The 15440-nt window shown below is 27.2% G+C and carries 15 protein-coding genes; all 15 read right to left on the bottom strand.

Annotated elements, in window-relative coordinates; all coding sequences use genetic code 11:
* Nucleotides 1-6: 6 nt before the first annotated feature.
* A complete protein-coding gene (locus tag AAC008_RS04865) occupies nt 7-990 on the bottom strand; it encodes a GNAT family N-acetyltransferase (RefSeq protein WP_339887765.1) in 984 nt (327 codons plus the stop codon).
* A complete protein-coding gene (locus tag AAC008_RS04860) occupies nt 983-2314 on the bottom strand; it encodes a glycosyltransferase family A protein (RefSeq protein ID WP_339887764.1) in 1332 nt (443 codons plus the stop codon). Before AAC008_RS04860 ends, AAC008_RS04865 begins: the two co-directional genes overlap by 8 nt.
* Nucleotides 2304-3356 (bottom strand): exostosin family protein, encoded by a 1053-nt coding sequence (locus AAC008_RS04855; RefSeq protein ID WP_339887763.1) that lies wholly within the window; start codon nt 3354-3356, stop codon nt 2304-2306. Before AAC008_RS04855 ends, AAC008_RS04860 begins: the two co-directional genes overlap by 11 nt.
* 12 nt (nt 3357-3368) lie before the next feature.
* Nucleotides 3369-4106, bottom strand: coding sequence for an FkbM family methyltransferase (locus AAC008_RS04850; protein ID WP_339887762.1), 738 nt, complete (start codon nt 4104-4106; stop codon nt 3369-3371).
* Nucleotides 4107-4204: 98 nt separating this feature from the next.
* A complete protein-coding gene (locus AAC008_RS04845) occupies nt 4205-5368 on the bottom strand; it encodes a glycosyltransferase family 4 protein (RefSeq protein ID WP_339887761.1) in 1164 nt (387 codons plus the stop codon).
* On the bottom strand, nt 5365-6546 hold the full coding sequence (locus AAC008_RS04840; protein ID WP_339887760.1) for a glycosyltransferase family 4 protein: 1182 nt from the start codon (nt 6544-6546) through the stop codon (nt 5365-5367). The genes AAC008_RS04845 and AAC008_RS04840 overlap by 4 nt, the downstream gene beginning before the upstream one ends.
* Nucleotides 6536-7918, bottom strand: a complete 1383-nt coding sequence (locus tag AAC008_RS04835) for an asparagine synthase-related protein (protein WP_339887758.1) — start codon at nt 7916-7918, stop codon at nt 6536-6538. Before AAC008_RS04835 ends, AAC008_RS04840 begins: the two co-directional genes overlap by 11 nt.
* A gap of 6 nt (nt 7919-7924) precedes the next feature.
* Nucleotides 7925-9007, bottom strand: a complete 1083-nt coding sequence (locus tag AAC008_RS04830; protein WP_339887757.1) for a glycosyltransferase family 4 protein — start codon at nt 9005-9007, stop codon at nt 7925-7927.
* On the bottom strand, nt 8983-9759 hold the full coding sequence (locus AAC008_RS04825; protein WP_339887756.1) for a class I SAM-dependent methyltransferase: 777 nt from the start codon (nt 9757-9759) through the stop codon (nt 8983-8985). The genes AAC008_RS04830 and AAC008_RS04825 overlap by 25 nt, the downstream gene beginning before the upstream one ends.
* On the bottom strand, nt 9756-10682 hold the full coding sequence (locus AAC008_RS04820) for a glycosyltransferase family 2 protein (protein WP_339887755.1): 927 nt from the start codon (nt 10680-10682) through the stop codon (nt 9756-9758). The genes AAC008_RS04825 and AAC008_RS04820 overlap by 4 nt, the downstream gene beginning before the upstream one ends.
* Nucleotides 10672-11799, bottom strand: coding sequence for an acyltransferase (locus AAC008_RS04815; protein ID WP_339887754.1), 1128 nt, complete (start codon nt 11797-11799; stop codon nt 10672-10674). Before AAC008_RS04815 ends, AAC008_RS04820 begins: the two co-directional genes overlap by 11 nt.
* Nucleotides 11800-11886: 87 nt before the next feature.
* Nucleotides 11887-12633 carry a methyltransferase domain-containing protein gene (locus AAC008_RS04810; protein WP_339887753.1) on the bottom strand — a complete coding sequence of 249 codons (747 nt, stop codon included), beginning with the start codon at nt 12631-12633 and terminating at the stop codon, nt 11887-11889.
* Nucleotides 12634-12748: 115 nt separating this feature from the next.
* Nucleotides 12749-13834, bottom strand: a complete 1086-nt coding sequence (locus AAC008_RS04805; protein ID WP_339887752.1) for a glycosyltransferase family 4 protein — start codon at nt 13832-13834, stop codon at nt 12749-12751.
* A 9-nt stretch (nt 13835-13843) separates the two neighbouring features.
* Nucleotides 13844-14377 (bottom strand): acyltransferase, encoded by a 534-nt coding sequence (locus AAC008_RS04800; protein WP_339887751.1) that lies wholly within the window; start codon nt 14375-14377, stop codon nt 13844-13846.
* 157 nt (nt 14378-14534) lie between these two features.
* A complete protein-coding gene (locus tag AAC008_RS04795) occupies nt 14535-15404 on the bottom strand; it encodes a hypothetical protein (RefSeq protein ID WP_339887750.1) in 870 nt (289 codons plus the stop codon).
* Nucleotides 15405-15440: the final 36 nt, after the last annotated feature.

The following is a 15440-nucleotide window of genomic DNA, read 5'->3' as shown; positions in this document are numbered from 1 at the left end:
TAGTCCTTATATATTTTCATCTGAATCGTATAGTGTATAATAAAATTTTCTGTTCTTAACCTCTTCCCTTAAAATTATTGATTTTGTAAACAAAATAATTTTAGTTATTGTTCTAAAACGAATAAATCCAATAAATGGCAAGATAGAATTAATTCTAAAATTCATACTTATAAATTTAATTCTTTGGATATTAAACTTTCTATGTTTAAAATATATAAAAGAGGTCATTCTCAGAAATGCACTCAAATTAGAAACCTTATAATCCGTTAAAAAGTATATTCCATTTACAAAATAGCCTGAAAAAAAATTAAACGTATCTTTTTTATAACATTCAATGCCTTTATAATAAGGCTTAAACTCTGAAAAACGCCAATTATAAAAAACTTCATCATATTTGCATTGCAGTTCTTTAGAAAAAGTTATGTTATTTAATTGAGCATACTCACCTTTATCTATAAGGGTATAGTTTGTTTTTTTTAATAGAAATAAGAATGCTAAAAAAGGATTAGGAATCATATTCATAAAACGATTATTAATTCCTTTCAATTTTAATATTTCTCCAATATTAAAAGGAAACACAAACTTTCTAGGTCCCTTTAATGAAACATATCCTCTTCTTACCATTGATTTTTCGGCAGCTGGACTTGGGTCACTCCCTAATGTTATGGGTTTATTTTCATGAGCAAAATCATATAGTTTTTCAGCAACTCCTTTCCCTCTATAGTCATTATCCACCATCAAATCACAAGCCCACTGAGCTTCATAATTTTTCTTTCCTAAAACTACTTGACTAGGAACCAATCCAATCTGACCAACCACTTCATCACCGTCAAAGGCTAAAAGAAATGATTTTAAAGTTTGGCTTTGAATTCCTCTAAATTTCCAATAGATATACTCTGGTGTAAACCTTCTTTTCTTTGTCCAATATTTTTGGGCAAATTTAATATGAGCCCTTTCAAATTCTTTAGAATAATATTTAACTTCAATCATTAGGAGTACTATTTTTAATTAATTCACTTGATAAACTCCATGATTTTGATACTTGAAACACAACAAGTGGCAATAATAATGGTAATAACAAAAACGAACTAAATTTCAACCATTTATTCTTTTTAAATTGATAAGGAATTAATGATGGTAATATAGAATGCATTATATAAAAAACTGATTGTTTTGCACCAAAATATTTCCTAGAAAGGTATAAAACACTAGGGACAGGTCTTGGTCCCAAAAGCTTCTTAGGTCTCCAACCATCCCAACTTCCCATTTGTCTTAAACCTCCTTGACTCACTTTTAAATGAATTCGTTTAGCTTTGTAATTAGATATATTTCTATATCCATTTAAATAGCATCTTAAACCATATTCGCCATCACCCATTCGTTGTTTTTCAAACTGCAAATCGAAAAAACCAATCTTATTGAATATATCTCTTTTCAATAACACATTACCAGTATCCAATTGATCACTCCATCTAAAGTAACTATAATGTTTTGGTACTTCCGCACCAATAGCACTTATGGAAACCCCAGAAGAAAGGTCTGCCTTATAAAAATCTAAACATTTTAAATGCTCGTAAATCCAATCTTCCTCTACTAGCGAATCATCATCATATAACAAAACATACTCTCCTTTTGCATATTTTATGGCTTCATTTCTAGCTTTCCAAAGGGCTTTCTCCTCTTGAAACCAAAATTTTAAATCTAAATTCCAGCCTTCATAAAATTCCTTTTTAAAATTATCAGTTTGATCTACAATAATGACTTCAAAGTTTTTATAGGATTGATTTTCTAAATCTCTTAAAACATCTTTTAGATACTCATACCTATTTAATGTTGGTATTACAACAGAAACAAAAGGGTTTGCAGCTATTAATGTACTTTCAAATAACTCATATGAAGAATCATTTAAAATGTTTTTTGAATAATCAACTCGTTTTACATTTCTTGTTTTTAAAAAATTATTAATTTCTTTAAATGGATTATGAAATGTGACTAATTTAATCAACAAAACATAAAAAACCCAAGCACTGTGAAAATTTTTTCTTAAAAAACGATATTCATCTTCTGTTGGAAATTGATTATTTTTCCAAATATCAATACCGTCTTGCTTTATATTTGCAATAAAACCAGATTGAAAAGCAGTCCAACTTAAATCGTGAATTTGAGCAATCTTACTTTTATAACCTTGATCCTTTTCAAGGTAAAACCCATTTAGTTTTAGTTGTTCTTCAGATGGAAAATAACAATATTCTTTTTTTGGCTTTAGATTAAAATACCAAATAGGTTTTAAATATTTTAAATAGTTAAATATCATTTGAAATCATTTCTAATATTCCTTTTACAGAAAGTGTTTCTTTCCATAATTTTCTATTATTGATTTGCAAATGTACAAATTCATCTGCTGATAAACTGGAATGAAAATCCGCAACTATTTGTGCAACATTTCCCCTATCCTTCCATTCTATCCAAACCACATGTTTTTTCCAATTAATTACATCCTCAAAAGGTAATAAACAATCTGTATTTACAAAAATAGGAATTTTTCCCATCATTAAGGTTTCATAAAAACGAACGGAGAAATTTCCTGCTCCTCTAATGCATAACACATAATCTGAGTCTAAAATATTGTCGTAATATTCTAATGTTGTAGTTATTCTTTGCCCCTCAGTAATTGCACCACCTCTGTAATTTTCTCTATAAATAAAATTGGTTTTTACTTGATTGGATTGTTCGAAATAGTTAAGCAATTTGGCGCGTTCATAAGCAGATGCAAACAAAGGTTCATAAACTTTTTTAAACGGATTTTTAATAAAGCGTTTTCCGTTTTCTATCAAGCATTTTGTAATTTCTTTAGCTTTTTTGATAGATGAAAGTGTTGCATGTCCACAAAAACCTATAATGGGAAGTTCTTTTTTTATACTTGGACTAATGGTTTCTTTCTGATACAATCGTTGAAAATGATCGGATAAGCCAACAATAAACCCTTTGTCTTTATCGGATAATTGCGATTTAAAACCACCTTGTCTGAAATAAATGATATTAGAGAATTCTGGAAATTTAATTCCAAAATCACCACTAATGTAACCATACGCTTTACAATTGTTTTCTTGACATATTACATTTAATTTTTCCAAAAGATGTTTATTATTGGTATTATAATAATAGTTTATTGATAATGGCAATAAAACAATCGAATTTGGTTCAACGTTTTTAACAATAGTATATTTATCTTTAATTTCATCATTTTTTTTTGATGAAATTAACCAACCCGAATCACTATAAAATGGTCTTGCTAATATAAATAATAACCTTTTATCACTAATAGGTAAAAAAATATGTGAAATGCAAATTTTCAAAAAAATATAGTTTTAATTAGTAAAAACAGAGTTATTACCTTCCAAATTATTAAGTTCTTTGGCAACTTGCGAAGAAATAAATAAAATATTTGTAATAAATGATTCTCTTAGTTTAGTTTCATTATTTCCGTATATATTGTACGGTATATAATTTAACTTTCTTAAAAATGAAACGACTTCTTCCATTAAACATTGACCTTCATAAGTTGGCACTAGATTTACTTCAGCGTAAATAAAGTCAATTTTGTTGTTTTCGAGTAATTTTAAACAGCCCTTTAAAGCTTTTAATTCATAACCCTCAATATCTAATTTTAGAATTCCTATATTTTCAATTGAATTTTCGTTACAAAATTCTTCAATTTTTATAATTGGAACTGTAATTATCTCATGTTTCCTTGCCAGATGAGACATGTGAAAATCATTTGGTTTTAAAAATGATGAAGTTCCAGTATTATTGTTTTTGTAAAAATCCAATTTACTATTATCTTCTCCAATCCCTAAATTATAGGTAAATATTTTATTTGGTTGTTTAATAGATTCTTTACATAAAACTTTATAAACTTGGGGATTTGGTTCAAAAGCATAAATTAATGAATTTGGAAAATTTTTATTAAATTGATATGTAACAAATCCCACATTTGCACCACAATCAAAAATAATTTTAGGATTTCTTTTTAATTTTTTAAATAAAAACACCATATCATCATACTCATTTTTAAATAACTTTCTGTTTTCTTGAGTCAATCTCATTTTAACTCGTTTAATAAAATTTTTTCTTAAAATAAATCGTGATATAAAATTTTTATAATACATTTTCTTTTTTTTAGTTCTAATTCAAAGCTTGATAGTTAATTTTTATAAAAATCAATAAATTGTTTCACTTGGTTATCTATGGTAAAAATAGAATTTATTCTTTCAATGGCATTATTTGTTAGTCTTTCTTTTTCAAATTCTTGAAGATTGATAGCTTCTATTATTTCAGCTGCTAATGCTTCTGGATTTCGTTTTGGAACAACAATACCAGTTTTATTGTCAATAACGTTTTCTTTTAAGCCATCAGCATCACTTACAATACAAATTTTACCCATTGCTTGGGCTTCAAGAACTGCATTACAAAACCCTTCTTGTAAACTATATTGCAAATAATATGTTGCTTTAGCTAATTCTTTTTTAACTTGTTCATGCTCTAATTTCCCTAGAAAATACACTACATCGTTTAAGCCAAGCTGGTGTACTAAAAATTGCAGACGTTCTTTTTCATTTCCATCACCAATAATTGTATATGTAAAGTTAATTCCTTTTTTGTGTAAAATTGACAAAGCCTCCAAAGTATAGTCCAAACCTTTAATCCAATGCAATCTTGCAACTGTTAAAAAATTATTTTTATTTTCAAATGCAGAGTGGCTAGTAAACAATTGTACATTAATTGCTGGAGTTATCTTAATTATCTTTTCATTTAAAATGGTTTTAATGATTAAATCATTTTTCATTCCATTAGAAAGTACATGATATTTTACTTTTTTTGAAAATAATAATTTATAACAATCTTTATGTTTTATGGGATAAACATAATGGTCAAAACCTCTAAAGCTAACTGCCATTTTTGCACCTATTGCTTCAGCTGTATTTTCTCTACCAATTGCCATTGTACCAAAACCAAAATGCAACCAATCCAACTTTTGAGAAACAATATGACTATTGATAATTATACTTTTAATTCTTTTAGAAAATGACAACCCATCTTTTTTATCTAATCGATATAAATTTTGAGTTTTTTTATAATAAAACAGAACTGTTTTTAATAGATAAAATGCACCAATAAAAGTGTTCTTCATTTTATTTTTTGAAAACTTTGGAGCAGTTATTGTCTTACAATTTAAAGTTGTTGTTTGTGAAAAATTATTCACAAAAAGAAATACTTCAAAACCACTAGCATGAAGACCTTTAATTTTACTACTAAAAAAAGTCTCCGAATAACTTGGAACAGAAGGAAGTACTATACCTATTCTCATTCGGTTTTATTTGAATTATTGACTTTATCATAAAACGATTCAAAATCAGAAATCATTCTATCTTTTGAATGCTGATTTTCAACTGCTATTCTTGCTCTTGATGTAATTTCATTATAATTTTCCAATGAGAGTGAACTTATTTTTTTTACTATATCTGTTATTGATTTTGAATCTCTGACAGGGATTATAAAACCATTTTTGCCATTTTTAACAATCTCTGTCATTCCCCCGCAATCTGTTGAAACTACTAGTGTACCCAAAGCCATTGCTTCAAGAACTACGTTTGCAATTCCTTCTTCTATACTCGGTAATAATATTATATCTGCATCATAAATTTGTTCCATGACTTTTTGAAAAGCAATGTTTTTTTGAAAAGTAACCAATTCATCTAAATCCAATTGATTTCTTTGAAAAATTAATTCTTCATCATTATCTATTCCTATAATTGTATAATGAAAATTAAAATTTTCTTGTTTTAAAATTGAAAACGCATCAAGAGCATAGCTATATCCTTTTAACCAATGCGATCGTCCAATAGACACTATATTTAATGTAGAATTAATATTAGTTTTCGTCTTAAAAACTAGTTTTTCTAATTCAAGTCCACTATAAATCACAGAGGTGTTTTTTAAATTTGTCTCATACTTTTTTGCTTCCTCTAAAATTGCTTTTGACACAGCATGAAAGCCGTCAACCTTATGAAAACTAGTTTCATACATTCGTTTTAAAAACAAATCAGCAATAGGGCTAATTGAAATGTGAGTTCCTCTTAAACTTAAGATAAACTTAATACCAAAATCCTTTACCCATAACCAGTCTTCGGTTCCTTTTGCCCATTGTAAATGAAAAACATCAGGCTTATGATATAAAACCGGATAATATTTCAATCTTTTCACATTTTGATTGCCTTTTTGAGCGGCTATTATTAAATCTAACTTATTCTTTTCTTTTGGTTTAAAAATAATTAGTAAAAGAGAATATTTAAGCAAAACAATTAGTTTACTAAGTTTACTTGAATAGGTAAATAATTGAACATTTTTAGGATAAAAAATTCTCTTTTTTTGTTTTCCAAAAAGATAAATAGTAGTGTCTGTTACTGCCAAACCAACTATCAATCGCTCAATAAAAGTTGTAGATGGAATTTCTCCTGAATAAATAGCTATAGTCTTATTTTTCATAGTTATTTAATTTAGTAAATAAAGAAAGTGTTAGCAACATACTAACATCATGAGAATAATAAACCGAATCTTTATTTTTAAAATTGGAATAATATTCTTTGACAATTTCTGGATTTAATAGAGCTTTGAAACTCTCATTTTCAAATAACCATTTTTCTAGTTCAACTTCATTATTTTTACCCATAAATTGCAATTCCCAATTGCGTTGAATGAATTTTTTATTTGAAACAAGACGCTTTAATTTATCTAAAACTCTAAATGGTAAATTATAAGGAAACCTATTGTTTTTATAATTATATAGATTAAAAGGTCTATGGTCTTGCCAAGTTATTCTTGCCAATGATGGCATACGTAGTTTTAAATATTCAATCTGAATCTGCCTTCCTGCTAAATATTTTTCAGGAACAGAACATATAAATTCACACATTCTGTTGTCATAATAAGGCAATGATATTGACCTAACAGATTCAAAAACAGATAAATTAGTACTAGTCCATCTTGGAGCCCAATATAAACTCTTAAAAGCTCTTATCTGCGCGTTTGCGCTAGTTTTAATATCAATCTTGTCCAATAATATTCTAATTCTGTTTTTTAAATACCCTTCAAAATCTCCCTCTAGACCCCAAGATTTCCATAAAACATTAGCTAATTCTAATCCACCTTTTTTTATTACTTTTTTTAATAAAATTTCAACTTGTTGTTCGTTTGACATATGATCTTTTACATGCATATCGTCAAACAAAACATCTCCCCAATGCCCTAAACTAAACACATCTCCCATTGCTGCATATTTTTCAACAAAAGCCATTTGTCTTGGATGGGTAAACTCAGAATAACATTGGTTTTTTTGGGCTAAATTTTCAATTTCATTCCATAAATAACCTCCATTCACTTGCCATTTTTGAAAAGAAAAACCACATGCTTTCGCAATTTTCTCACTATAAGAAGTTTCATTATGTCCGTTATAAAACTCATAACTATAAGCATTTACTTTATTTCCTAAATGATGTAAAGCAGCAGCTTGAGTACGACTATCTAATCCTCCAGAAAGAGGTAAAATAACAGTGTTATTTTGAACTTGCTCCTTAATTATGGCTTCAAATAATACAGAAAACTCTTGAACAATTTGCTTTAATGGTCTATCTACTGGTGAATAATGCCATTTGAAATAAGATTCTTCCGCAACTATTTTATCTTTTTCAACAGAATAATTTGTTGCAGGTTTTAAAACTTTTAATTCCTTAAAATATGTATCATCATCTAAAAAAAAACCTGTAGCCACAAAAACGCAAATAGCCTCATAATCAAGCATTTTTTTTTCACCAACAAAAATTGGTTCGCTAGGAATAATCTTATTTTTAATAGAATGCATCAATAATTAATTAACTAGTTTTTTATATAATATTTCGTGCTCAACTATAAATTTATCATAGGAAAAATGATTCATACAATATGTTCTTAATTTGCCACCTAACTCTTCCCTTTCATATTTTGACATATTGTACATTATATCAATTTTTTCTGATAATTCTTTTACATTTTTAGCTTCAAAAAGTAATTCATGAAAACCTTTTAACACATAATTTACACCCGAAATATTTGACCCTAAAACGGGCTTAGCCATACTCATTGCTTCAACTAAAGCCATCGGCATGCCTTCTTTTAAACTTGGAATTACATACAAATCTGATTGAGCTAAAAAAGATCTCACGTCATTGTATTTACCTAAAAATGAAATTTGATTTTGCAAATTCAAATCATTTACATATTTTTTCAATGTTAAGGCATATTGAGTCTTATCATCACCTATGATTTCAAGGCAAATAGTATTGTTATTCAATTCTTTTATAGCTTCAATTAAAACTTCAACTCCTTTAACGGGAACCAAATTTGCAACAGTAATAATTCTAAAAGCAATATTTTTATTTTTATCAAATAATTCTGGATTATAATAGTTAGTATCCAAACCTAATGGGATAAGTTTTTGTCCTTTTTTATATGGAAAATAATTTCTCATTTCTTCATTAATGGTAATAATAAAATTACTTAAATAACTTTTAATTTTCCAATGGATATTGCCCCAAGTCATAGCTTTTTTAGTGTAAACAAATTTTGCCCCACCTAAACGAGTTGCCAAAATTTCTGTCCAATCACTGCTCCAATGCCACGAATGCACTATATCAAACTTGTTTTTTTGGATAAAGTTTTTAAAAGGTTTAATTCTCCTTAAAATACTAAAATATGGACGAGGCTTACAAGTGACTTCAATTATATGAATAGTTAAGCCTAGCATTTCAACATCTTTAAAAAAAGCACCATTGCTATGAGAACAAGCTATATGTACCTCAAACAAGTTTTTATTTAACCCTTTAGCCAAATCATACAATACTTTTCCACTTCCAGCAGTGTCAAAATTTGGTATGGTAAAAAGGATTTTTATTTTTTTAAATTGATTTTCCATTCTTCAAAAAGCTGTAAATTCAAGTATTCCTTTCTATTCTCATCTAACAAACTATATTCAAAATATTCATTTGCTATACTATCTTGGATTCTATTAAACTGAGGGTATTCACTTTTAGAAATAACTCCAACACCCCAATCAGTATCAAAACAAACTGAATACAAACCCTTTGAATGTCTGTATTTATAAAATGCCTTCCAAGTAGTACCATTCCAGAACCCACCTGCAGGAGAGTTTCTGAATAAATAATTTTCTCTTTGATGAAACTCTGTTGGTGGATTGCAATCGTGTAAAATAATAAACCCGGAATCTTTTATATATTTCAAACTGTTTTGAATGTCTTTTTCAACTTGTCCTGAGGTATGTAAACCATCTATAAAAATAACATCAAATTTTATATCTTTCTTAAACTGTTGTAGCTTGTTTCCCTCTAACTTTTCAAAAAACTCATCTGAAGTTAATTTAAAATCAACAGGGTTTTCCTTAAATTCTAAACCTGGATCAACAGAAAATTTAGTAGTACACTTTATGTGACTAAAGTTATCATTTGGATTTCTGACTCCAATTTCCAAATAATTTTCTGATGATGTAAGTTCCAACAAAAAATTAATGATGGTTGTTCGATTAGGACTCTTACTAAGCTCTTTTAGAGTAATTTCTTTGGTCCTAATAAAACATGGGTCTTTTATAATTTTTTTTCCAATTTTTTGTATGAGTTGAAATTCTTTTACTCTTTTTTTTAATGAAATCATGACTTTTGGGTTTTAGGCTTTAAAAAACCTTTTATTTTTTTTGAGATAAAAGAACTCCATCTTATATCACTTGTGTTTTTAAAATAATAATTTATGAAATAAAAAGGCATCTTATATTTGCTGTATTGATGCAATTCTATAATATGTTGAGTAGTCATTGCAAATTTATAGTCTTTTTTTGTGATTACATTTGGATATTCATATTTAAATGACCTGATTAATTCTCTTGCACCAGAAAAATGGTTTTTCTTGTTTGAAGTTACTGAATTCCTTTGATTTCTTCTGTCAAGCAAAACAAGTGACTTATGAATACCAAAGATATCAGAAACTAAACAAAATCTCAAAATATAGGCCCAGTCTATCGGAATATTTGGATAATGTTTAGTAAAGTAAAGCCCATTATCAATATGAACTGATTTTCTAAACATCATACAAGTATTTACTACTTTCATTTGGTATTTATAATTAAACAAAAACATTTCTTGACCTAGAGGATATTGATTTGCATTAACTAAAATACCTGGAAATCTGTTAATTACTTCATTTCCGTCCCAAAAATCTGCAATTCCTGAAACTAAACCAATATTAGGTTTAGAATCTAGTAATCTTACTTGTAAATCTAATCGTTCAGGATAATAGAAATCATCTTGTTCTGCAACTGCAATATATTCTCCTACTGCGTTTGCCGTTAGTCGATTCATTGTAGGCCCTAATCCAAGGTTTATTTCATTTTTTAAGATTACTACTTTTTTAAACTTCAATTTATTTTCTTCAAGAATCTTGAATGAATTATCATTTGTACCGTCAATACAAGCTATTAATTCAAAATCATTAAAGGTTTGATGAATCAAACTTTCAAGAGTTCTGGCAAGTGTTTTTTCACCATTATAAATTGGCAAAATTACAGATACTTTACAATTCATTTCTGGTTTTTTTATCTCTAAGTTTCATCATTGGAAGTTCAAAATATTTATACAAAAGTATTGAAAGTAAAATAACTAAAATCCAAAACACAATATACTTTATAATACTTATTAAAAAGTCATTGCTTAAAAATATATTCCAGTCTATTCTATTTATTATCCAAATTTGAATAACATTCAAGTTTAATAAGTACATTGAATAGGAAATCAAACTTAAATAAGAAATTGGCTTATAAAAAATACCTGCCTTTATTTTTAAAACACTTAAAAAAGGCAGAGTAAATAATGTGGCTAATGAAATAATTGAAAAGTAAAATACTTTAAAGTAAACACCATTTATGTTTGGATAATAAAATTTTGAAAACAAAAACATTAATATCCCTACAACCAATAATAAGTTTTTAAATTTAATCCATTTATCAAAAGCATAATAATGTAAATATGCACCAATAACTCCATACATTAAACTATCTAATCTTGTAAAAACTTGTTTTCTAAAAAACAAATCCCAAATCTTTAGGCTGCTTACATCAATATTTAAATGTCTATAGTACCTAAATGCAGTTACAGAAAAAATAGTTAATACTGCTACTAAAACAACCGCTTTTGAGGGCTTAATTCTAAACAGCCACAAAAACAATGCAATTAAGACCGGGATAATTAAGTAAAACCATTCTTCTACACTTAAACTCCAAGCTTCTCCAAAAAAAGACGGATGAGAATGTATTAAATTTTGCGAAAAAAATATGTATCTTTTTACTTTCCAAAGTTTAAAATCAGCTATAAAAAAATAATTTAAGAACGTTAAAATAGCTAAAATTAAATAATAATTTGGGAGAGTTCTATACCATCTTCTTGCCCAAAAATTACTCATTAACTTAAAGTTCATTCTATCATTATCCTCAAACATTTTTATTATAATGCCACCAATTAAAAAACCACTTAAAACAAAGAATATTGATACTCCATCAAAAATAAAAAACTCAGAAACAGCCATTAATTTTTTCGGTAACAAAACCGAACCATGCTCTATTATGACAAATAGAATTGCTAATGCCCTTAATATATCTAAACCAAATTTTCTGTTATTATCTAACTTTAAGGTAAAAATTCCCATTGAAAAATATTAATTGTTAACTTATTAATTCCTATTCTATACGTTTATATATAAATTTTAATTTTCTATAATTTGATTATTGTTGCTTCATTTTTTATAAACAGCAATTAATGAACTACTATAATATTTTGAAGGATTTTTGACAAGTACTGGGTTGATTCTTTTAAAAAATAATCTTGTTGGAATGTAAATCATTTTTTGAAAAAAATTTAATTTTTGATGAACTGTAAATGGAAACCCACTAAAATATTCTAAACAAATCAATTTGAGTGCATTTCTTTTGGCATAATTAGTAAAGGTGCTTTTTTTCATGCATTTCAAATTATGGGCTTTCAGGTTTTTATAATCTACTAAATAACCATACCATTTTCTAAGCCATCTTTTATTAGGTATCATAATTAGCATTGTTCCTCCTTCTTTTAAAAAAAGAGTGTGCTTATCCATAACTTCTTGATATTTTTCAAAATGCTCAATAAATCCGTTTGAAATAACTATATCATACTTTTCTTTTGGTTCATAGTCAAATATGTCGGTTTGTATGATTTTATACTCTTTGATATTAAATGAAGCCATACTTTCATCAATTTTTTTTTGATCCGAATTAAAATCCAAACAAGTTGGCATTAGATCATATTTATCTGATAAATAGGCTAAAAACCTACCAGGGTACCCACCAATTTCAATAATAGTTTTGGGAGGGTTTGCATCGTTATTGGATAATAATAATTCCCAATATTTATCATATTCAGAAACTACAGATTGAATTTGTTCTTTTTGTGTTGTTGCTTTTGAATAATAATTTTCCCAATATGCCTGATCTGTTAATTTATTCATTCTAAAATTTAATTTTTATTATTTTTTTATATTTTATAGTTAATCGTCTATCTTGGTTCTGAGTTTTTATATTTATAAATATTACCTAAATCAAAAAAAAGTTCTTAATATATTTCTAGTTTTTTGTTTTTGTTATTTCTTGATATAAATTTTTCAATTTTTCAAACTCAACCTCAATTGAAAAATTCTCATTTGCATTTAAAATAGCTTTTTTAGAAAAGTTATTATATTTTACTTCATTATTCCATAAGTCAATCGTCTCAGCAACCAAAAAATCTAAGTTATTATAATCCTCAACAATTCCAGTAACATTATTTATTACAGCCTCAGGCAAACCTCCAGAATTAGACACAATACATGGCAAACCAATTGACTGAGCTTCTATCACACTTGTGGGCAATGCATCTGACAAACTTAATTGAACAAAAAAATCATAATTAACCAGTTTTTCTTTTAGAATATCATTATCAACCATTCCTTTTACATTAATATAATTGGCTAATTCATATCGTTCAATTAAATAATGAAGTTGCCCTAGGTCTCCTCCATCTCCATAAATATCAAATTCAAAATCAATATTTCTATCTTTCAATAGTTTTGCAAAAAAAACAGTACCTGCAATATTTTTTTCCCAAGTCATTCTAAACGCTGATACAAGTTTCATAACGTTCTTATTGGGGTATTTTGGTTTGGCATTTGAAAAATTTCCAAATGAAATAGGAATTACATGTATTTTATTTTCTGGAACTTGCCATTGCATTAAATATTTTTTCTGCACGTGACTCATAACTACAAATGCATCAACATGTTCTGAATTTTTATAAAAATCTTTCCAGGAATTTTTCAACCATGGCTTAACAAAAGTGTCGCCACCTCGCAAAGTAATAACTATTTTAGGTCTATTATCAAGGTTTTTTATTCCGTTAAGCTTTCTCCATAAAAAACTATATTGCAAATGAATAATATCAAAATTACTCATATGTTTTATGTCAATTTTTTTAAATTTAGACAACTTTATTTTATGTAAAAAAAACTGAAAGTAACTGGCAACCCCATAACTTGAAACACTAAAATCTGCTTTATTATCTTTCTTATATGCTAAAGCTCTAACATGTATTTTTTTCTTAATAAACTCTAAAAAGTAATTAAGATATTTCTGATATGCATCAGGCATTTTATCATAAACATAAAGTATTTTCATATTAAAAAATTATATCCAATTTACATCTTGTTTAACTAATTTTGCAGGTGAACCCGCATAAATTGCATTTGAAACTTCATACTTGCTATTCAAAACACTACTTGCTCCAATAATACAATTATCTGAAACAAAAGAGCCTTTTAATATTGTTGCTCTACAACCTATCCAAACATGATTTCCTATATAAATTGGTTTAGTAGATTCACCTATATTTCCATTACTATCAACAACAGAGTGTGAATCTGTATCCATTATTAATATATCCCAGGATAATAAGCAATTTTGTCCAAACTCAATTTTATTATGTGCAACAAATGAACTTTCGGCAGTTACTTTAAAATTAGAACCAAATATTAATTCTCCCTTTTTCTCAACTGAAATTTTTGTTCCATGTCCTAATAATGTCTTCCCTTTAAAAATAACTTTCCCTGAAACTTGCCAAATTGATCGGGCCTTTTTTTCGTCAAAAATTCCGACTTCACCAAATCCAAAACTTACTAAATTATACTTTATTGGGCAATCAAAAACAATACTTCCCGTCATCTTTTTTATATAAACGTTTTTAGAAAGTATTATTGGAAAGTAAATTGCTTGTTTAAATGGCAAATATTTAAAATTGAACCAAATTGTCTTATAGTTTTCCGTAAATAAATATTTGATTAGCTTTAAAAATTGCTTCATAAGAATTGTAAAATACTATTTAAATAACATTATAAAAATTGTTGTTTTTTCCATCAACTGCAATAATTGTTTTTCCTTTAAATTGTACGGTACTAATATGATGTGTTCCATCTAAATTAAACCCTTTCTCACTTGATAAAAAAGGAACAATATACTGATTTTCTTCGTATTTTTCTTTATTTAATTCAACAATTTTTAAAAGATTAACACCTTCCCCATAATGCCTTTTTGAGATTTGAACAGGCCTAAAAATTTCATTATTTGAAAAAATAAAATTTCCTGCATTTCTATTTGACACTATTGGACTTCCCTTGTGTTCTATCCATTCAGAAGAAATAGTATCTGAATAAAAAAGCCTCGTCAAGTTTAAATCTAAATCAAAAGTAAACCAGTAATATATGTTTTCAATTTTTAAAAAATTAGTATCTACAAATCTAGAACCACTGTGTAAAACCTTCTTCAATTCCCATTTTAAAGGAAATTCTAAAGACTTATACAACCTAACCGTTTTATCTTCACTGCTCTCTGGTATCATATAAAAATCTCCATTGTCTTCAAAAACATTAGGATATGATAAATGAAAAGGCTCAATAATTGCACTTTGAACTTCTTTTAATTTATTACCTATAATCTCTGCTGACCAAATTTCTCCCTTCTTATTTACAATGGCTTCATAAAATAAAAATAATTTGCCTTTTTGAGCAACCAAAAACGGATCTGCAAAACCAGAAACGTGTGTATAAGGATGTTTAGTTTTTATAGAAAACCAATAAAAATTTAAGCTTTTTTTCCATTTCTTAAATTGAAAATCTTCCGTAGTAGTATAAAGTCCTATTGACCATGATACTTTTTTAAATTGATAACTTGACCTTTTAAGTCTGTACTTCAATCTTGTACCCAAATTTATTTTCCAGGTTATTTTTAA

Source organism: uncultured Flavobacterium sp., assembly GCF_963975515.1.
GTDB lineage: Bacteria > Bacteroidota > Bacteroidia > Flavobacteriales > Flavobacteriaceae > Flavobacterium.
Note: the sequence above shows the minus strand (reverse complement) of the source record. Positions and strands in the feature narration are given on the sequence as shown.